The following is a 17250-nucleotide window of genomic DNA, read 5'->3' on the forward strand; positions in this document are numbered from 1 at the left end:
AGCTTGCTGGCGATGGACGTTAACGATGACGCGGGCTGTCTGAATGAACGCGTCGCCCAGACGCTTTTCGCCAGATCAAGCCGGCTCCTACAGGGAATCCCACACGCTTTTGATTCCCACCACTCATCAGGCCGAGCGTTAGCTCGCCTTCAGCTTTTGATCTGAGCGCCCCCTCGAGAGGCCGAACGAAAGGGGCAAGAGCCCTTGGTTACTTGGGGCTCTTCCAAGTGACTCGCCGTAAGGGCGAAACCAATAGCCGCCATCACCAAAAAAACGGATATTCACACCAACCGTAAAAACACCAAACCTCACTCACCCACCCGCCGCCCCGGAAAAAACAGCTCAAAACACGTCACCCCCTCACTGCTGCTAACGCTGTAACCCCCGTGATGCAACTGCATGATCGTCGCCACAATCGACAACCCCAAACCATTGGAATGAGCCGAGCGCTCGCGGGATTCGTCGACCCGGTAAAAACGTTCAAACAACCGGGGCAAGTGTTCGGCAGGGATGGTCGGGCCATGGTTGCGCACAATCAATCGGATGCCGTCAGCCGTAGGCGTGGCGCGAATGAACAGCTCGGAATGCGCCGCGCCGTACTTGATAGCGTTGGCGCAAAGGTTGGCCAGCGCACGGCGCAACAGCATCGGTTCAGCCCAGATCACGCCGCTGCCTTGGGCGTCGATGCTGATCCCGACGTCTGCTGCCGGCCCTTCGAAGTAGTCGGCCATGCGCTCCATTTCATCGGCGGCGTCCAGTTCCTGGCGTTGGCTCAGGGCACTGGCCGGATCGGTGCGCGCCAGAAACAGCATGTTGTCGAGCATCCGCGCCAGACGCTCAAGTTCTTCGACGTTGGAGGCGAGCAGCTGCTGATAAGCTTCGACGCTGCGGTTCTGCTGCAGCGCGACCTGGGTTTCGCCAAGCAGATTGTTGATTGGCGTGCGCAGTTCATGGGCCATGTCGGTCGACACCTGACCCAGTTGCATGAACCCCTTTCCCAGCCGGTCGAGCATCGCGTTCAATGCCTCGATCATCGGCAGCAGTTCCCGAGGTGCGCCCTGGCCATCGAGACGCTCGGTGAGGTTGCCGACGCCGATGCCGTGGGCGTGCCGGGCCAGGCGCCGTACCGGCAACAGGCCGCGATGTACCAGCAGATAACCGGACAGCGCCAGCAGAATCGCTGCCACGCTGGCAAACAGGTACACGTTGAGGCGGTAGCGGGCGAGCACGGCGGTGCGTTCGGTCATCAGGCGCCCGGTGACCACTTGCAGGCTGCCCATGTCGCCGGAATCGATGGTCGCCGCCAACGCCGCGAAAGGCACGCCATCCACGCCGGGGTAGTGCTGCACGTCGCTCAGACTCAGCGGATGGTCCATTGACACCGGCGCCAGCGACGGCATGGCAAGGTTGCCGGGGTTGACCACCAACAAGGGTTTTTGTCCCGGTGCGCCGATGGTCAACAGGGCTTCACGATTGCCCAGCATGTTCTGGAACAGCGCCGGTTTCGTTCGGATCAGCTCCAGCGTATTGCTGTCGTTGAGGAAGGTGCGCAGCTGATCGATGCGGTTCACCAGCGCGGCGTCGTCTCGGCGGATCAGTTCGCGCTCCAGGTCGCGGTACAGCGCCACGCCCAACAGGGTCAGCGAAACAAAGGCTAGCAGGGCAAACACCAGCGCCAGGCGCAGTGTCAGGGAATGGCGAAGACGACTCATGGCTGAGTATCGAAGCGGTAGCCGATGCCGCGCACGCTATGGATCAGCTTGAGCTGGAACGGGTCATCGATTTTCAGGCGCAAGCGGCGCACGGCGACGTCGACGACGTTGGTGTCACTGTCGAAATTCATGTCCCAGACCCTTGAAGCGATCATCGAGCGCGACAACACCTGGCCCTGATGCGTGGCGAACAGGTGCAGCAGGGCGAATTCCTTGTTGGTCAGGGTGATCTTGACGCCTGCGCGGGTGATGCGGCGCTTGAGCACGTCAATTTGCAAGTCGTCCACGTGCAATTGTTCTTCTTCGCGGGTGGGACCACGGCGGGTCAGGGTGCGCAGGCGCGCCACCAGTTCGGCGAAGGAAAAAGGCTTGATCAGGTAATCGTCGGCGCCCAGTTCCAGGCCCTTGATGCGGTCGGCGATGTCATCCCGGGCAGTGAGAAACAGCACCGGCGTGTCGGCCTCCTTGCGCAAGCGGCGCAGGACCTCCCAACCATCCATTTTCGGCATCATCACGTCGAGGACAATGACGTCGAAATCGTGCTCCAGGGCCAGGTGCAAACCGTCGGCGCCATCCCGCGCCAGGCTGACGGAGTAACCGAGCTCCTGCAGGCCGTTGAGCAGGTAGTTACCCGCTTTGGGTTCGTCTTCGACTACGAGGATGTTCATGGGGTTGTGCCTCAGACAATTGGCGCCAGTGTAGCCGGATCAATGATCATTGGTGCAGCCGGTGCCGTTGACCTGGTAGTCCAGCACATGCTCGCGACCCTGGTGGTCCAGGTAGTCGAGCCGCGCCGGAATCAGGCCGCACTGCTGCGAAATATCGGTGCTGGACAGGACTTTATCGACATCCAGGTGCACGAAAAAGCCGGTCTTGTCGTGGATCACCGGCGCCGTGGTTGTCTGCGTATCGGCAAACGCCGAACCGGTGGCGAGGAGGGCGGCGAAACCGAGGATAAACATTTTCATGATGAGGTTCTCTATTCGGGTTTTTGGTGGCTGCCGGCGGGTGGCCTGACAATGAATTGAGGTTAACCAGGCGATCCGGACAGCCGACCAACAGTTCAATGACAAAGTTGTAATGAAACGGCCTCGGCGTTATGGCTGGCGGCCGGACGCTTCGAGGATCAGGTCGGTGATTTCCTTGGCGTGGGAGACCAGCGACAAGTGGCTCGACGGCAGTTCGATGGTGGTCGCGCCCATGCGCTTGGCGAGGAAGCGTTCGAGGTCCGGATTGATGGTCTGGTCGAGGCTGGAGACCGCATACCACGACGGTTTGCTGTGCCAGGCGGCTGCGGTGGTGCGATCAGTGAACAGGGTTTTGGCGATCGGTTGCTGCACAGCGAACAGTTGCATCGCCTTGTCGTGGGGCACGTCGCTGGCGAAGTATTTGAGGAAGGCGTCCTGCTTCAGGCTGACGAAACCATCGTGTTCTTCGGTGCCAGCGCGCACGGGCATGGTCGGGTATTTGCCCGACAGTGCGACGAAATCTTCCCCGGCGTCCGGCGCGCGGGCGGCGACGTAAACCAGCGAGCTGACCTTTGGATTGACCCCGGCTTCACTGACCACAGTGCCGGCGTAGGAATGGCCGACCAGAACTGTCGGGCCGTCTTGCTGATTGAGTACGCGCTGGGTCGCGGCGACGTCGTCGGCAACCGAAGTCAGCGGGTTTTGCACCGCTGTGACGTGCAGTCCGGCAGCCTGCAACCGCGAGATTACGTCCGCCCAACTCGAGCCATCGGCCCAGGAACCGTGCACCAGCACGACGTTGTCGGCCTTGACCGGCGCGATGTCGCTGGCCATGGCGGACCCGGTGCCGAGCATCAACAGGCTGGCGGCGATCAGGCAGAGTTTGCTTAATGGTTTCATGGTATCGACCCTTGTCGTCTTCAGTGGGAGGCGTCGCCCGGTGTGGGTGACAGACGACGCCACTGTAGGAAGCGAGGGTGCTGGCTACGCTGACAAGTCGATGACAAGTTTGTAATGCAGGGCTTTGGATAGGCGCAGGTCTTTCGCCTGCCATCGCCAGCAGGCCGGCTCCTACAGATTGTTGTCGTTCATGCGATCATCGAGTCCCTGTAGGAGCCGGCTTGCTGGCGAAGGGGTCGCAGAGTTTCATCGATCCAGACGACTGCCGTACGTCGGCGTCGAGGAACGGTCACCCACTCATACACTTCCAATCGAAGACAATACTTGGGAGTTAGACCATGACCGATGTTCTGAGACAGGATGCCCTGGCGGCCTGGTACAAGCTCCTCGCACACCCCGAAATTCGCATGGATGTTGAGGAGCAGTATGACGAGTTGCTCAAGGCAGCCGATGAGATGGAGCGCAAGGGACTGATCAGCAGCGCTGAATGGCGAACCCTGGTACGCGAGGCCGGGGTGGCGTTTTCCAATGCGACAGAAGGGGTGGGCAAAGGCACTTAGGGCCCAATCCGCTCACCGGCTTCCTTTTCAGCCTGCTGCGCGAACCATTGCAGGATCAGCGTGCAGGCGGGATGTGCAGCGGTTGTAGGTTGCAGACTCAACGAGTTTGTTATCCGGCCGTGAAGCAGGACGGTTGAGCACGCGTCTGTGGAGCAAGCTGAAAACCAATACCTGATCGTCAGGTGTAGGCCAGCAGCCGACCGCACACCACCACGGCGAGCCACAACGCGATCGACAGCAGCGCCTGGCATTTTGCGATGCCGGGCGCCGCGACAGCAGTGTTCCATCGATTGACTGAACGATAGACGCCGACGTGGAACAGCGTTGCATTGAGGCCTGCCGTCGCAATCAGGCAAAGCTTGAGGATGAAAACGCTGTTGGAGGCGAAATCATGTGGGTGGGCTGAAAACATCATCAGTCCGGCAGGCACGATCAATAGCAGTGCAGCGACTGACCAGGTCAGGAGGTGGCGAGCGAGGTCGGTCACGGCAATGTTTTTCGACAGCCCGAGCACCCGCAGGTCAAACATCACGACCGAGCCGACCAACACCGCGAACCCGATGATGTGAACCACCTCCACCATCGGATACAGCCACAGGTCGCCCCGCATGGCGGCGCCCAGTGACGAGTCACCCACCCAGTCCAGCCAGCTGTCCGCACCGGGTTCCACGCCGGTATTGAGGGTTTGCATCAGCGTAACTCTGTGGTTTTGCCGCCCACCGTAATGCGTTCGGCGCGCAGTTCATCCGGTTTGTTGCGATTCTGATAGCCGACCACACTGGCCGTGCTGCCGACACTTAGCATCTCCTTGGAAAGACCACGGTTTTCCATGCGCGAGGGCGGGGCCAATACCACGTTCCAGGTCTTGTCCGGTGTTTTGAGGCGCACGAATCCATGAGGATGGGAGTAACCCGACTCTTCGATCGTGCCATTCAATTGCAAGGGATTGTCGGAGTCGTATTCACTCCAGCCGTGATGAGCGAACGCTGCGGTTGCCGTCAGTATCAGTGATAAACCAATGCCGCCGAGGATGCCTTTCATGACCTGTCTCCTGATGCACGTCATCTACAAACTCAAGTCGCGAAGTCCAGTCGGTTTTTAGAATAGCTGTCCGTTTTCAGTGTTACGTCGATGACTCGACGATTAGTGTTTCCAGAAAAGTAACTGGCTGAAAATCAAACGGTTATTCACCTGTCTTGGATCACCCGGCGCTTAACAGCCAACCCGCAACCCCGCAGCCGAGCACCACCAGCCACGGCGGTAGCTTCCAGAACATCAACGCAACAAGGGCAACCAGCGCCAGACCGAAGTCCTGTGCGGTGAAAATCGCACTCGTCCAGACCGGTTGATACAGGGCAGCCAACAGCAGGCCGACCACCGCTGCATTCACCCCGGCCAGTGCCGCCTGTGCGCGCAGATTGCTGCGCAACCGTTCCCAAAAGGGTAAGGCACCCAGGACCAACAGGAACGATGGCACGAAGATCGCCAGCAGGCAGATCAACCCGCCGAGCCATCCCGACGGCGCAAGACTCGTGGATGCGCCGAGGAACGCCGCGAACGTGAACAGCGGACCCGGCACGGCCTGCGTGGCGCCATACCCGGCGAGAAACGCTTCATTGCTGACCCACCCCGAAGGCACCACCTCGGCTTGCAACAGCGGCAGTACGACGTGGCCGCCACCGAACACCAGTGAGCCGGCCCGGTAGAAGGCATCCACCAGCGCCAGGGTTTGACTCGGATAGAGTTGATTGAAAATCGGCAGGCCGATCAGCAGTGCCAGAAACAGCGACAACCAGATCGCCCCGGCCCGGCGGCTGAGGGGGATGGGCAGAGGATCGTGCCCGTCGCGCTGCGCGGGCTTGAACAACAGCAGGCCGGCGACACCGGCGGCGATAATCACCCCGACCTGCGCCCATGCGGACGGTTCAAGCAGAACAACGCAGGCTGAAATCATCATGAGGGCGACGCGCAGCCCATCCGTACACAGGTTTCGCGCCATGCCCCATACCGCTTGGGCAACCACCGCGACGGCCACCACTTTGAGCCCGTGCAGCGCGCCGGGCGAGAGGAGTGCACCGTATCGGGAAAGCCCCAGTGCAAACAGGATCAGGGCAACGGCCGAAGGCAGCGTAAAGCCGGCCCAAGCGGCGAGCGCTCCACAGTATCCCGCCCGGGACATGCCCACCGCAATGCCGACCTGGCTGCTGGCCGGTCCGGGCAGGAATTGGCACAGCGCCACCAGATCCGCATAACTGCGCTCCGTCAGCCAGCGCCGTCGTGTGACGAACTCGTCACGGAAGTAGCCCAGGTGAGCGATGGGGCCGCCAAAAGAGGTCAGCCCGAGGCGCAGGAAAATGATAAACACCGACCATGGGCTGCTGCGGCTATCGGCACGGGGTTCGTCCATGTACGCGTCTTCCTGAAATGAAGTGATTCACTGTTGTATGCCGCCATTCTAACCATGGCCTACGCTTATCCCGAGATGGATGTTCATTGATCGGGGTATTCGCCCTGATCGACGTTCAACCGGCGCCCCATAAAAACAAAAGTCTCGGGAGAAAACGCATGTTTGCATTGTTACGTCGATCCACCCGTTGCCTCGCGGTTGTCGTCACGACCGCTGTGCTCACAACGCCTGCCTTTGCGCTGGATACCGTCAAATTCATGGCCCCCGGTTCGGTCGGCGGCGGTTATGACCAGACCGCCCGTGTCCTGGGCAAAGCCTTGATTGAAGCCAAGGTCGCCAAATCCGCCACCTTCGAAAACAAGGGAGGAGCAGGGGGCACGCTGGGGCTGGCGCAGTTTGCCAACAGCACCAAGGGCGATCCGGATGCGTTGCTTGTGGTTGGCGCGATCATGGTCGCGGGCATCGAGCAGAACAAACCGCAGATTACCTTGAAGGATGTGACGCCGATTGCGCGGCTCTTTACCGAGTACAACGTGATTGCGGTGCGCAAGGAGTCCGAGTTCAAAACCCTGGAGGACCTGCTGAAAGCCTTCAAGGACAAACCGACGAGTATTTCCTGGGGCGGTGGCTCCAAGGGATCGATCGATCACATCGGTATTGCCGAACTGGCCGCAAAAATGGGCATTCCGGTCAACAAGGTCAATTACGTTGCCTTCGCGGGCGGGGGGGAAGTGGTTGCCCAGGCATTGGGAGGGCAGATCAAAGTGATCACCGGCGGTTACGCCGAGCTTGGCCAGTACATCAGGAGCGATCAGTTCCGTGTGCTCGCCATTGGTGCACCGGAGCGCGTTGCCGGCATCGATGCCCCGACGCTCAAGGAAAGCGGGTATGACGTGATCATCGGCAATTGGCGTGGTGTTTACGGTGCCGCGAATCTCACACCCGAGCAGCGCAAGGAAGTAACCGACGCCGTGGTCGCCGCCGCCAACAGCAAAGTCTGGAAAGACAATATTGAAACCAACAAATGGTCTGCCAACATTCTGACCGGTGACGAGTTCGGCAAATTCGTCGACGAGGAGCACGTGAGGCTGCATGCGATGCTGGTCGAGGTCGGGCTGGTTGCGAAATGACTCCGTCGCGCAAAGTCGTACCGGTGCAACTGGCGATTGGCGCCGGAGTGCTGGCCATCAGCGCCGTGCTGGCGTACGGCGCTTTCCTGTTTCCCCCCGAGATGGGGTTCGTCATCCTCGCCGCGTATGTCTATCCCTATGCTGTAGCGGTGTTCCTGGGGGGCGTGGGTGTGTTCCTGATCTATCAAGCCCTCACCGGCGGTTTTCGCGAACTGGCTGACCACGAAGACGAGTCCGCCAAGGCGTTGCCCGGCGGCAAGGCAGGGGTGGCGTGGGTGACGGGCGGGCTGTTGGGGGTGGCCGTGCTGATCAATCTGATCGGATTCGTCCTGTCGGCCGCGCTGTTGTTCGCCTGTTCGGCGCGAGGTTTTGGCAGCCGCCATCCCCTGCGCGATCTCGCCATCGGCATTGCCCTGACGCTGCCGATTTACTGGTTGTTCAATGCCGGGCTGGGGGTTTCCCTTCCGCCGCTTGTCAACGCCTGGATCTGATTCGGGCCGAAGGAGATCAACAGGGTGGACATTCTTGCAAGCCTGGCAATGGGTTTTTCCTCGGCCCTGACGCCGATCAATCTGATGTGGGGGTTCATTGGCTGCCTGCTTGGCACCGCCATCGGTGTCTTGCCGGGCATCGGGCCGGCGCTGACGGTGGCGTTGCTGTTGCCGATCACCGCGAAGGTCGATCCCACCGGCGCGCTGATCATGTTTGCCGGCATCTATTACGGCGCTCAGTTTGGCGGCTCTACGACGTCCATTTTGCTTAATACGCCCGGGGAATCGTCTTCCATGGTGACCGCCCTGGAAGGCAACCTCATGGCCCGCAATGGTCGGGCAGGACCGGCCTTGGCCACGGCGGCCATTGGTTCCTTCGTGGCGGGAACCATTGCGACCATTCTGCTGACCCTGTTTGCGCCGATCGTGGCCAAACTGGCGCTCAAATTCGGACCTGCGGAGTATTTCGCAATCCTCGTGCTGTCATTCACGACGGTGTCTGCCGTGCTCGGCGCGTCGATGTTGCGCGGCTTTGCCTCGCTGGGTGTTGGCCTGACCGTGGGTTTGATCGGCCTGGACTCGACCTCGGGCATTGCCCGCTACACCTTGGGCGTTCCGGAGCTGGTCGATGGCATCGAAGTCGTGCTCGTCGCAGTCGGGTTGTTTGCGGTGGGCGAGGCGTTGTACAGTCTGCTGTATCAGAAAGAAGAAGCGACGGGCCGGCATCGCCTGACCTCCTTGTGGATGACGCGCGCCGACTGGAAACGCTCGGTTCCGGCATGGCTGAGGGGAACGCTGATCGGGTTTCCCTTCGGGTCGATTCCGGCCGGTGGCGCGGAGATCCCGACGTTCCTGTCCTATTCCACCGAGCGCAAGCTCAGCAAATACCCGAAAGAATTTGCCGCCAGCAAAGGCGAGGGCGCCATCGAGGGCGTCGCCGGCCCTGAAGCTGCGAACAACGCGAGTGCGACCGGTTCTCTGGTGCCGTTGCTGACCCTGGGTATCCCGACGTCGGCCACGGCCGCCATCCTGTTGGCCGCCTTCCAGAACTACAACCTGCAACCGGGACCGCTGCTGTTTGAAACCTCGGGGGAGCTGGTCTGGACCCTGGTGGCGTCGCTCTACATCGGCAACGTCATATTGCTGGTGTTGAACCTGCCGTTGGTGGGGCTCTGGGTGAAACTGTTGCAAATCCCGCGACCGTACCTGAACGCCGGGATTCTGGTGTTCGCCACCATCGGCGTGTACGGCATGCGCCACTCTTCCTTCGACCTGTTGCTGATGCTGGCGATCGGCTGGGGCGGGGTGTTGATGCGGCGATTCGACTTCCCCGTCGCGCCGGTGATCGTGGGCATGCTGCTGGGGCCAATGGCGGAAAAACAACTGCGCAACGCGTTGTCGATCAGCGAGGGCGACTGGACGGTGTTTCTGACGCAACCGATTTCCGCTGCGTTTCTCGCATTGACCCTGCTGGTGCTGTTGGTGCCGCATCTGCTGCACGCCAGGGGCATCAAGTTGCATGAGGATGATTGAGCGGGTGCGGGGCGATTATTCAAATGTTTCGTTCCCCCTGTAGGAGCCGGCTTGCTGGCGATTGGTCCTTAAGCCTTGCAATGCCCTTTCGGCCGCTATCGCCAGCAAGCCGGCTCCTACAATTGATTGGTGTCATGGCGAGTACCGCGTTCGCATGAGGTTGCCGTTGTTTTTATTACCGAATGCATTGACGTCAGCGTTATGTCCTTTTGGCGGTATCTACTGGCTTATTAGCGTTAGTCGGCAATCGGCAGGCGCGTTAGAGTCGAGGCACTGTTCCTCGCCACCGCCGGATGACACCGATGACCCGCCCCCGTTTCTTGCCCGACAACTTCACCCTGACCCTGATCGGCGTGGTCGTTCTCGCCAGTCTGCTGCCCGCCAGTGGCCAGGTCGCGGTCGGTTTTGGCTGGCTGACCAACCTCGCCATTGCCCTGCTGTTTTTCCTCCATGGCGCGAAACTGTCGCGTGAATCGATCATTGCCGGTGCCGGCCACTGGCGCCTGCATCTGCTGGTGTTCAGCCTGACGTTCATCCTGTTCCCACTGATTGGCCTGGCGCTCAAACCCTTGCTCTCGCCGCTGATCGGCGACGATCTGTACATGGGCATGCTCTACCTCTGCGCGTTGCCTGCCACGGTGCAGTCGGCGATTGCTTTCACGTCCCTGGCTCGGGGGAATATTCCGGCAGCGATTTGCAGCGCGGCGGCCTCGAGCCTGTTCGGTATCTTCCTCACACCGTTGTTGGTGACGTTGCTGCTGAATGTGCACGGCGAGGGCGGATCGACGCTTGATGCGATTCTGAAGATCAGCGTGCAACTGTTGCTGCCGTTCATTGCCGGGCAGATCGCTCGGCGCTGGATCGGCGCATGGGTGGGGCGCAACAAGAGCTGGCTGAAATTCGTCGACCAGGGCTCTATTTTGTTGGTGGTGTACGGCGCGTTCAGTGAGGCGGTGATCGAAGGCATCTGGCACCAGATTCCGCTCTGGGAGCTGGCCGGATTGGTGGTGGTCTGCTGCATCGTGCTGGGCCTGGTATTGCTGGCGTCCACCGTGCTGGGCAAGGCCTTTGGCTTCAGTCAGGAAGACCGCATCACCATCCTGTTCTGTGGTTCGAAAAAGAGCCTGGCCACCGGCGTGCCGATGGCTCAGGTGTTGTTCGCCGGCAGCACCATTGGCGTGTTGATCCTGCCGTTGATGCTGTTTCACCAGATTCAGCTGATGGTCTGCGCGGTGCTGGCGCAGCGTTATGCCAATCGCCCGGAAAGCGTTGTCGAGTTGATGGCTCAGGTCGATCCTTGAGGGCGCTGGCCTCGACTGAAGCGATGTTTCTTGTGGGAGCTGCGGTGCGGCGATCCGATTTGCTCGCGATGGCGGCCTGACACTGTTCTCGCGCGTGTACCCGGAATCCCTGTAGGAGCTGGCTTGCTAGCGATGGCTGAGCGTCAGGCGACATAGGTTTTGATGGTGTATATATCCATTCCTGCGGTAACGACGGCTATGGGTTCCGCCCTTACGGCGGGTTACTTGGAAGAGCGCCAAGTAACCAAGCGCCTGCGCCCCTGACGTACGGTGGCTCGCTAAGGCTCGCCATCCCCTCGCTCCGGTCCTGCTCCGTGGGCCCGCCGCCATCGGCCATCCATGGCCGGGGGCGGCTAACCCGGCATCCTTGCCGGGTTGCCCACTGCGCAGAACCTGCGCTCGGCCTTCCGACGGGGCAGATCAAGATCAAAATCAAAAACAAAGCGAGGCGGCCTGGTAGCCGACCTGATGTTCGTCAAGGTCATCGGCGGTGAATCCCCATGTCATGGCCGCCAAAACTCCCCTGTGGGAGCTAGCCTGCTAGCGATGGACGTCCAGACACCGCGTTCATTCAGACCGCACGCGTTATCGTTAACCTCCATCGCGAGCAGGCTCGCTCCCACAAGGGATCGACCTACACATCGGGACAATGGACAGGCCAATGCGACGCGGCCTTTAGCAGCAAGCTGCGGAAGGCCGCGCGCAGCGAAATGCCCGCCATTGTCCACTTCGTTGAAATAGCTCAGGTTGGGATAGGCGCGCTCGGTCCAGGTTTTCGGTGCCTGGTAGATTTCACCCTGAAACACCGTCACGGCTACAGGAATCTTGATATCCCGGGGCTTCTGTTCCACGGCGGCCCATCAGTCAAGAAAGGCATTGGCTTGCGTCACGAAGTCGTCGGCATACTGGAATAATGCACCGTGCCCCGAGTTCGGATAGATCAGCAGCCTGGCGTTCGGAATGTGCTGTTGCAGCGTGTACGAGTTCTGGGTGGGCACCATGATGTCCTTGCTGCCGTTGACCACCAGCGTGGGCTGGCCAATCTTGCTCAGTTGCGAAAAAGTGCCGTCACCGGGAGTGTTCCACTTGCCCAGCGCCGCCCCTTGGGCCGCGATGACTTTCATCGAATTGAGCTTGTCGAGACCCTCTTGGCGCTGATGGCGCCGTTCCCAGAATTCCCGGGCTGCCAGTTGGCTTGATGGCGCCGGATCGAAGAACAGATACGCGGTTTCTTCCAGCGTGGCGATGGATTCGCGCAGCGCGATTTCGGGAACCCGTGGATCATTTCCCGCGACCCCGCCGCGCGGCGACGTTCCCGCCAGGATCAGCCGGCGCACCAGATGCGGATGGCGCAACGCAACTTCCTGCGCCACCATGCCGCCGATTGAAAAGCCAAGCACGTCTACCTGCTTCAACCCACGGGCGCGGGCAAACGCGGCGACGTGGTCGGCCATGCCCTCGAACGAATCAGGTGTTTCGCCGCTACTGAGGCCGACGCCTGCATTGTCGAACAGGTAGACCGGGCGCTGCTTTGCCAGGCCATCGGTCACTGCGGGGTCCCAGTAATCCATATTGCCGCGAAAGTGCTGGAGCAAGATCACGGGAACGCCGGTCTGCGCCCCGAAGTGGCGATAGGCATAACGCACGCCGTCAGCTTCGACGAATTGATTGGGTGCGTTGTTGTGCGTGGCAGCCGGCGCCGCAAGGGCGCCGGCGACCGCGATGGTAAAGAATGCAGCCCCGAGGGCCAGCCGCTGGAAGAGTTTCACGGTGTGCTCCTTACGCAACGGTTTCTGGGTTCAGGTAAGCCGCTTGCTCGGTAGACAGGCTGGCCTTGATGGCGCGTGTGCCTTTGTCTGCGAGCACTTCCTGCAGGCCTGCTTCCACACCGTCCAGCGATTGGGTCACGACGTCGGATGGCTGGACTTTCGGTACGTCGAAACCATGCGTCAGGTCAGTGTCGATGAAGCCAACATGCAGCCCTTGCACGCTTGTGCCCTGACCATGGAGTTCGATTCGCAGCGAATTGGTGAAGCTCCACGCCGCTGCTTTCGATGCCGCATAGGCGGACAGGAAAGGCGCGGCAATCCAGGTCGCATCCGACAGTACGTTGACGATTGCCCCACCGCCGTTGGCCTTGAGTACAGGTGCGAAAGCGAGGCTGACGTGCATGACGCCGTAGTAATTGGTTTCGAAGATTTCGCGGGCGGCTTCCACCAGGCCAGGATCAAGCATGGAAGGCAGCACGCGGGCGATACCGGCGTTGTTGACCAGCAGCGTCACGTCGCGAGCCTGGGCAACGGCCGCGGCGACCGATGCCGGGTCGCTGACGTCGAGGCGAATGGCGATGACGCCCGGAATGTCGACACCCTCAGGATTGCGCACCCCTGCGTAGACCTTGCTGGCGCCGCGTGCCACGAGTTCTTTTGCGAAGGCAAGGCCAAGACCACGGTTGGCGCCGGTAACAAATGCTACGGAGTTTTTGATGTTCATGGTGGTGTGCTCTGGCAGGGGAGCGACTTACGCTCATTAAGATTGCGGTTGCAATCAATGTTTTTATAGTGGTAATCGCAATTATTAAAGTCAAGCTAAAAAACAAAACAATTTTAATGCCTAATTAAACAGGGAATTGTCGATAATTGCGGTTGCAACGATAATGTGCCAGAGTGCGCGCGAAGGAGACTCATCATGAAAATCTCGAAAGAAAAAGCACAAGCCAATCGCGCCGCACTGGTGGAGACGGCAAGCCGCCTGTTTCAACAGAAAGGGATCGACGGGGTGGGCGTTGCCGAGATCAGCAAGTCGGCTGGTTTGACCCACGGCGCGCTGTACGCGCATTTCCCATCCAAGGAAGCGTTGGCCGCCGAGGCGCTGGCATGGAGCCTGGAGCAGGGGAATGCCAAGCTCTATACCGGCACGGTTGATGGCGAGCCGGACCTGGATCGTTTCCTGTCCGACTATCTATCCGTCGACAGGCGCGACGATTACGCCGACCACTGTGCAATGGCCGCGTCCGCCAGCGAAATCGGCCGCCAGGATGTTGCGACCAGCGCAACGTTTACCGAAGGTTATATGGTGCTGGTGCGGGCGTTTGAGCGCAGGGTTGCCGCCAACAATCCCGACGTCGACGCGCTTGACACCGCCATGGCCATCGTAGCGGCAATGGTTGGCGCGCTCTCGGTTGCGCGGGCCACGGCGAAGGCCAGGCCAGAGGTGTCGGCCCAGGTGTTGCGGGGCGTGCGTCACATGATCGACAGCGCACTGGGCAAACCGGTCTAGCCGGGTGTTGAAACAGCGCCTACCTGCATTCCATCTGCGCAATCCGGGTCATTTGCCACTGAGCAGTGGCAAATGACCCGCTTGGTTTTGGCAGCAGCGGGTGCCTATTGCCCGTCCACGAGGCTAGGCAGTTTCAACGGGTTGAAATCACGCAGTGCCTCAGGCAACAGCGCATCCGGAAAACCCTGGTAAGCCACCGGACGCAAGAAGCGCTCGATCGACGTCATGCCTACCGAGGTGAAGCGGCTGTCCGAGGTGGCCGGGAACGGGCCGCCGTGAACGGTGGCGTAGGTCACCTCCTGGGGATGGGCAAACGCATTGACGACGATGCGCCCGGTGCGGCGTTCCAACACCGGCAGCAAGCGCCGGGCCAATGGCAAGTCACTTTCTTCAAGGTGCAGGGCGGCGCTGAGCTGGCCTTTGAGCGAGCGCGCAATGGCGAGCAGTTCTGCTTCATCCTCGACAGTCACCAGCAGGGCAGATGGACCGAAGACTTCCTGGGAAAGTACCGCTTCGTTCAGGAAGCGTTGGCCGTCGACTTCCAGTAACGCGGACTGGCCGTCAAAGTCCTCGTTGGCGGCCGAGCCTTCGGCGACGCGGCGCGCACCGGCATTTTCCATCGCGGCCAGACCGTTCAGGTAGGACGCATGAATCCCCGGGGTCAGCATCGTGCGTGCCGAGGCCTCGGCTACGCGTTTCACCATGGCGTCGCGCAGTGCTTCAAGACCAGCGCCCTTGATCGCGATCAGCAGGGCGGGCCTGAGGCAGGCTTGCCCGACATTGACCAGCATGCGCTCGATAAAACCGTCACCGATCTGCGTGCCACGTTCGGCGAGTGCGGTGGGCAGGATGAACGTAGGGTTGATGCTGGTCATCTCGGTGAACACCGGAATGGGATCGGGCCGTAGCTGTGCTCGGCGATACAGCGCCATTCCGCCCTGTTCCGAACCGGTAAACGTCACCGCCTTGATCAGCGGATGATCGACCAGGGCTTCACCGATCGTGTTGCCGGTGCCGCGCACCATCGAGAAAACACCCTCGTGCAAGCCGTGGTCATGCACCGCTTTTTGGATGGCGCGCGCCTGGATTTCCGAAGCACCCGGATGGGCGTTGTGCGCCTTCAGAATGACGGTCGCGCCAGCGGCCAGTGCCGATGCGGTATCGCCGCCCGCCACCGAATAGGCGATCGGGAAGTTGCTCGCCCCGAAAATGGCCACCGGGCCGATGGCCATTTTTTGCAGCCGATGGTCCATGCGCGGGCGAGGCTGACGATCAGGCTGAGCCGGATCGATGGCCAGTTGCAGGAAGCGGCCTTTGCGCACGACTTCCGCGAATTGACGAAACTGGGTGGCGGCCCTTGTTGCCTCGCCTTCCAGTTGCGCTTGCGGCAAGCCCGTTTCAAGCGCGGCGCGTGCCGCTAACGCTTCGCGGACCGCTTCGAGATTGTCGGCAATGCTGTCGAGAAACGCCGCGCGCGCCGCGAGCGAGGTATGGCTGTAACTGTCGAATGCCTCGTCGGCGAGCGTTGCCGCCTGGTGGACTTGTGCCACCCCACCCAGCGCAAAATCCGGTTCGATCAACCTGTTGATGGCGGGGTTGAGCGCTTTCATTGTCCCTTCTGTGGCCGGGACGTCGTGGGCGCCGATGATCAGGTTTCCTGTCAATTTCATCGGCGGTTACTCCTGCTGTGCCAGGGTGGCAACGAGTTCGTTCGTCGTCACAATGGCGTGGGCGAAGGTGGGGCCGTTCAGTTCGTGGGCGGCGTGCATCATCTCCGGGCGGAAGGCGGCCGTCGCATCACGCACCAGAGTGACGTGGTAACCCAGTTCCGACGCGTAGCGGGCAGTCGCTTCGATGCAGGTGTTGGCCAGCAGGCCGACGATGATCACGTGGGTGATGCCTTTCTGCTTGAGGCGAAAATCGAGGTCGGTATTGGCGAAACCGCTGGACCCCCAATGCTCCTGAACGACGATGTCACCGTCCTTTGGCGCGAAATCCGGATGCCATTCGCCGCCCCATTCCCCGCGAGCGAAGTGATGCATGTGCATGATCTTGCACTGGGTCGGCGTCGGATGATCCCAGCCTTCGTAGTCGCCGTGTTCCCAGCGATGGTGCGGTACGATGACCACCGGAATGTCGCGGTCACGCACCGCGCGGTCGAGGGTGCGCAGGTTGTCCAGCAGGCCGACTTGCTCGGCGATCGGCTTGATCAAGGGGAAGACCTTGCCGTTTTCCGACAGGAAATCGTTGTACGGATCGACCAGCAGGTAGGCGGTCCTGTTGAGCGGATAAGGGGCGTTCGACATGGCGATGTTCTCCACGAAAAGTTGAGTGACCGGTGCCGGGGACTTGCCTGGGCATCTTGTTGATATGATAATCATAGTAACTGTGAAAGAGGCAAGTCCGTATGTCGATAAGTACCACTGTTCCCGACACCCTGTGCCCGATTTCCCGGGCCGAGGCGATCGTGGGCGACCGCTGGACCGTGCTGGTCCTGCGTGAGCTGCTTATGGGGAGTCATCGGTACGACGAGATTCAGGCGCAAACCGGCGGCACCCCGCAAATGGTCGCGGCACGCTTGAAGAGTCTGGAGGCTGACGGCCTGGTCGAACGCCGTCTCTACAACGAACGCCCGCCACGCTACGAATACCACCTGACCGAAAAAGGGCTGGCCTTTTACTCGGTGGTGCTGGCGCTGCGCGCCTGGGGGGAAACCTGGTGCAAGTCGCCGGAGGAAGGCCTGGCGGTGGTGTACACCCACAAAACCTGTGGCGAGCCCGCGGGATTAGGACCGCTTTGCGAACATTGCGGTGAGTTGTTGCGTCGGGATGAACTGATCAGTGAGCAGAGCGAAGCCTACGCCGCAGAACGACAAGCGCGGCGTGAGGCTTTCAAAGGGAGTCGGAGCCAGGCGTAAGGATGCTGTAGCCGCCCACCCCGAGCTTGCGAACGGGGAGGGCGTGGATGAA

18 protein-coding genes and 1 pseudogene are annotated in these 17250 nt (G+C 60.8%); 7 read left to right on the forward strand and 12 right to left on the reverse strand.

All coding sequences use genetic code 11. From position 1 onward, the window contains the following. Nucleotides 1–308: 308 nt before the first annotated feature. The 4 genes from PMI01S_RS21635 to PMI01S_RS21650 all read right to left on the reverse strand — a co-directional run bounded on the left by PMI01S_RS21635 (nt 309) and on the right by PMI01S_RS21650 (nt 3580). Nucleotides 309–1712 carry a heavy metal sensor histidine kinase gene (locus tag PMI01S_RS21635; RefSeq protein ID WP_084322150.1) on the reverse strand — a complete coding sequence of 468 codons (1404 nt, stop codon included), beginning with the start codon at nt 1710–1712 and terminating at the stop codon, nt 309–311. Then, complete coding sequence (locus PMI01S_RS21640; RefSeq protein WP_084322151.1) at nt 1709–2380, reverse strand: heavy metal response regulator transcription factor; 672 nt, start codon at nt 2378–2380, stop codon at nt 1709–1711. Before PMI01S_RS21640 ends, PMI01S_RS21635 begins: the two co-directional genes overlap by 4 nt. 39 nt (nt 2381–2419) lie before the next feature. Further along, the gene (locus PMI01S_RS21645; protein WP_084322153.1) at nt 2420–2680 is read right to left on the reverse strand and encodes a DUF2790 domain-containing protein; all 261 of its coding nucleotides are present in this window, start codon (nt 2678–2680) and stop codon (nt 2420–2422) included. Between the two features lie 129 nt (nt 2681–2809). After that, entirely contained in the window at nt 2810–3580 is a 771-nt protein-coding gene (locus PMI01S_RS21650) for an alpha/beta hydrolase (RefSeq protein WP_084322155.1), read from the reverse strand. 338 nt (nt 3581–3918) lie between these two features. Between PMI01S_RS21650 and PMI01S_RS21655 the strand changes: the two genes are divergently transcribed. Next, nucleotides 3919–4140: a hypothetical protein gene (locus PMI01S_RS21655; RefSeq protein ID WP_084322157.1), complete on the forward strand. Its 222-nt coding sequence runs from the start codon at nt 3919–3921 to the stop codon at nt 4138–4140. A 178-nt stretch (nt 4141–4318) separates the two neighbouring features. Here the strand turns inward: PMI01S_RS21655 and PMI01S_RS21665 are convergent, their stop codons facing one another. The 3 genes from PMI01S_RS21665 to chrA all read right to left on the reverse strand — a co-directional run bounded on the left by PMI01S_RS21665 (nt 4319) and on the right by chrA (nt 6547). Further along, nucleotides 4319–4831 (reverse strand): DUF6644 family protein, encoded by a 513-nt coding sequence (locus PMI01S_RS21665; protein WP_084322161.1) that lies wholly within the window; start codon nt 4829–4831, stop codon nt 4319–4321. After that, nucleotides 4831–5181, reverse strand: a complete 351-nt coding sequence (locus tag PMI01S_RS21670; RefSeq protein WP_084322163.1) for a DUF6152 family protein — start codon at nt 5179–5181, stop codon at nt 4831–4833. Before PMI01S_RS21670 ends, PMI01S_RS21665 begins: the two co-directional genes overlap by 1 nt. A 160-nt stretch (nt 5182–5341) precedes the next feature. Continuing rightward, nucleotides 5342–6547 carry a chromate efflux transporter gene (chrA, locus tag PMI01S_RS21675; protein ID WP_084322165.1) on the reverse strand — a complete coding sequence of 402 codons (1206 nt, stop codon included), beginning with the start codon at nt 6545–6547 and terminating at the stop codon, nt 5342–5344. A 158-nt stretch (nt 6548–6705) separates the two neighbouring features. Between chrA and PMI01S_RS21680 the strand changes: the two genes are divergently transcribed. The 4 genes from PMI01S_RS21680 to PMI01S_RS21695 all read left to right on the forward strand — a co-directional run bounded on the left by PMI01S_RS21680 (nt 6706) and on the right by PMI01S_RS21695 (nt 11002). After that, nucleotides 6706–7677 carry a tripartite tricarboxylate transporter substrate binding protein gene (locus PMI01S_RS21680; protein WP_084322167.1) on the forward strand — a complete coding sequence of 324 codons (972 nt, stop codon included), beginning with the start codon at nt 6706–6708 and terminating at the stop codon, nt 7675–7677. After that, a complete protein-coding gene (locus PMI01S_RS21685; protein ID WP_084322169.1) occupies nt 7674–8168 on the forward strand; it encodes a tripartite tricarboxylate transporter TctB family protein in 495 nt (164 codons plus the stop codon). The genes PMI01S_RS21680 and PMI01S_RS21685 overlap by 4 nt, the downstream gene beginning before the upstream one ends. A gap of 24 nt (nt 8169–8192) precedes the next feature. After that, on the forward strand, nt 8193–9701 hold the full coding sequence (locus PMI01S_RS21690; protein WP_084322170.1) for a tripartite tricarboxylate transporter permease: 1509 nt from the start codon (nt 8193–8195) through the stop codon (nt 9699–9701). A 302-nt stretch (nt 9702–10003) separates the two neighbouring features. Continuing rightward, the gene (locus PMI01S_RS21695; protein ID WP_084322172.1) at nt 10004–11002 is read left to right on the forward strand and encodes a bile acid:sodium symporter family protein; all 999 of its coding nucleotides are present in this window, start codon (nt 10004–10006) and stop codon (nt 11000–11002) included. A gap of 683 nt (nt 11003–11685) precedes the next feature. Here PMI01S_RS21695 and PMI01S_RS32080 read toward each other — a convergent pair. From PMI01S_RS32080 to PMI01S_RS21715, 3 genes and pseudogenes are all read right to left on the reverse strand, one after another. Further along, nucleotides 11686–11862, reverse strand: a pseudogene (locus PMI01S_RS32080) (epoxide hydrolase); the annotation flags it as partial. Next, a complete protein-coding gene (locus PMI01S_RS21710; RefSeq protein WP_174602682.1) occupies nt 11863–12771 on the reverse strand; it encodes an alpha/beta fold hydrolase in 909 nt (302 codons plus the stop codon). Nucleotides 12772–12781: 10 nt separating this feature from the next. After that, nucleotides 12782–13495 carry an SDR family oxidoreductase gene (locus PMI01S_RS21715; protein ID WP_084322176.1) on the reverse strand — a complete coding sequence of 238 codons (714 nt, stop codon included), beginning with the start codon at nt 13493–13495 and terminating at the stop codon, nt 12782–12784. Between the two features lie 195 nt (nt 13496–13690). On the opposite strand from PMI01S_RS21715, the gene PMI01S_RS21720 reads away from it, so the two are divergent. Beyond that, nucleotides 13691–14281 carry a TetR/AcrR family transcriptional regulator gene (locus PMI01S_RS21720; RefSeq protein WP_084322178.1) on the forward strand — a complete coding sequence of 197 codons (591 nt, stop codon included), beginning with the start codon at nt 13691–13693 and terminating at the stop codon, nt 14279–14281. 104 nt (nt 14282–14385) lie between these two features. Here the strand turns inward: PMI01S_RS21720 and PMI01S_RS21725 are convergent, their stop codons facing one another. Both PMI01S_RS21725 and PMI01S_RS21730 read right to left on the reverse strand, forming a co-directional pair. Then, on the reverse strand, nt 14386–15951 hold the full coding sequence (locus PMI01S_RS21725) for an aldehyde dehydrogenase (NADP(+)) (RefSeq protein ID WP_084322179.1): 1566 nt from the start codon (nt 15949–15951) through the stop codon (nt 14386–14388). Nucleotides 15952–15957: 6 nt separating this feature from the next. Then, on the reverse strand, nt 15958–16587 hold the full coding sequence (locus PMI01S_RS21730; RefSeq protein ID WP_084322181.1) for a cysteine hydrolase family protein: 630 nt from the start codon (nt 16585–16587) through the stop codon (nt 15958–15960). Nucleotides 16588–16688: 101 nt separating this feature from the next. Between PMI01S_RS21730 and PMI01S_RS21735 the strand changes: the two genes are divergently transcribed. Beyond that, nucleotides 16689–17198 (forward strand): winged helix-turn-helix transcriptional regulator, encoded by a 510-nt coding sequence (locus PMI01S_RS21735; RefSeq protein WP_084322183.1) that lies wholly within the window; start codon nt 16689–16691, stop codon nt 17196–17198. Nucleotides 17199–17250 lie beyond the last annotated feature (52 nt).

Origin of the sequence: Pseudomonas migulae NBRC 103157, assembly GCF_002091715.1 — a bacterium.
Taxonomy (GTDB): Bacteria; Pseudomonadota; Gammaproteobacteria; order Pseudomonadales; family Pseudomonadaceae; genus Aquipseudomonas; species Aquipseudomonas migulae_A.

Excerpts from the sequence above, each read along its gene's own strand:
- PMI01S_RS21635 (WP_084322150.1), bottom strand. The coding sequence starts at position 1,712 with ATGAGTCGTCTTCGCCATTCCCTGACACTGCGCCTGGCGCTGGTGTTT.
- PMI01S_RS21640 (WP_084322151.1), bottom strand. The coding sequence starts at position 2,380 with ATGAACATCCTCGTAGTCGAAGACGAACCCAAAGCGGGTAACTACCTG.
- PMI01S_RS21645 (WP_084322153.1), bottom strand. The coding sequence starts at position 2,680 with ATGAAAATGTTTATCCTCGGTTTCGCCGCCCTCCTCGCCACCGGTTCG.
- PMI01S_RS21650 (WP_084322155.1), bottom strand. The coding sequence starts at position 3,580 with ATGAAACCATTAAGCAAACTCTGCCTGATCGCCGCCAGCCTGTTGATG.
- PMI01S_RS21655 (WP_084322157.1), top strand. The coding sequence starts at position 3,919 with ATGACCGATGTTCTGAGACAGGATGCCCTGGCGGCCTGGTACAAGCTC.
- PMI01S_RS21665 (WP_084322161.1), bottom strand. The coding sequence starts at position 4,831 with ATGCAAACCCTCAATACCGGCGTGGAACCCGGTGCGGACAGCTGGCTG.
- PMI01S_RS21670 (WP_084322163.1), bottom strand. The coding sequence starts at position 5,181 with ATGAAAGGCATCCTCGGCGGCATTGGTTTATCACTGATACTGACGGCA.
- chrA (WP_084322165.1), bottom strand. The coding sequence starts at position 6,547 with ATGGACGAACCCCGTGCCGATAGCCGCAGCAGCCCATGGTCGGTGTTT.
- PMI01S_RS21680 (WP_084322167.1), top strand. The coding sequence starts at position 6,706 with ATGTTTGCATTGTTACGTCGATCCACCCGTTGCCTCGCGGTTGTCGTC.
- PMI01S_RS21685 (WP_084322169.1), top strand. The coding sequence starts at position 7,674 with ATGACTCCGTCGCGCAAAGTCGTACCGGTGCAACTGGCGATTGGCGCC.
- PMI01S_RS21695 (WP_084322172.1), top strand. The coding sequence starts at position 10,004 with ATGACCCGCCCCCGTTTCTTGCCCGACAACTTCACCCTGACCCTGATC.
- PMI01S_RS21715 (WP_084322176.1), bottom strand. The coding sequence starts at position 13,495 with ATGAACATCAAAAACTCCGTAGCATTTGTTACCGGCGCCAACCGTGGT.
- PMI01S_RS21720 (WP_084322178.1), top strand. The coding sequence starts at position 13,691 with ATGAAAATCTCGAAAGAAAAAGCACAAGCCAATCGCGCCGCACTGGTG.
- PMI01S_RS21725 (WP_084322179.1), bottom strand. The coding sequence starts at position 15,951 with ATGAAATTGACAGGAAACCTGATCATCGGCGCCCACGACGTCCCGGCC.
- PMI01S_RS21730 (WP_084322181.1), bottom strand. The coding sequence starts at position 16,587 with ATGTCGAACGCCCCTTATCCGCTCAACAGGACCGCCTACCTGCTGGTC.
- PMI01S_RS21735 (WP_084322183.1), top strand. The coding sequence starts at position 16,689 with ATGTCGATAAGTACCACTGTTCCCGACACCCTGTGCCCGATTTCCCGG.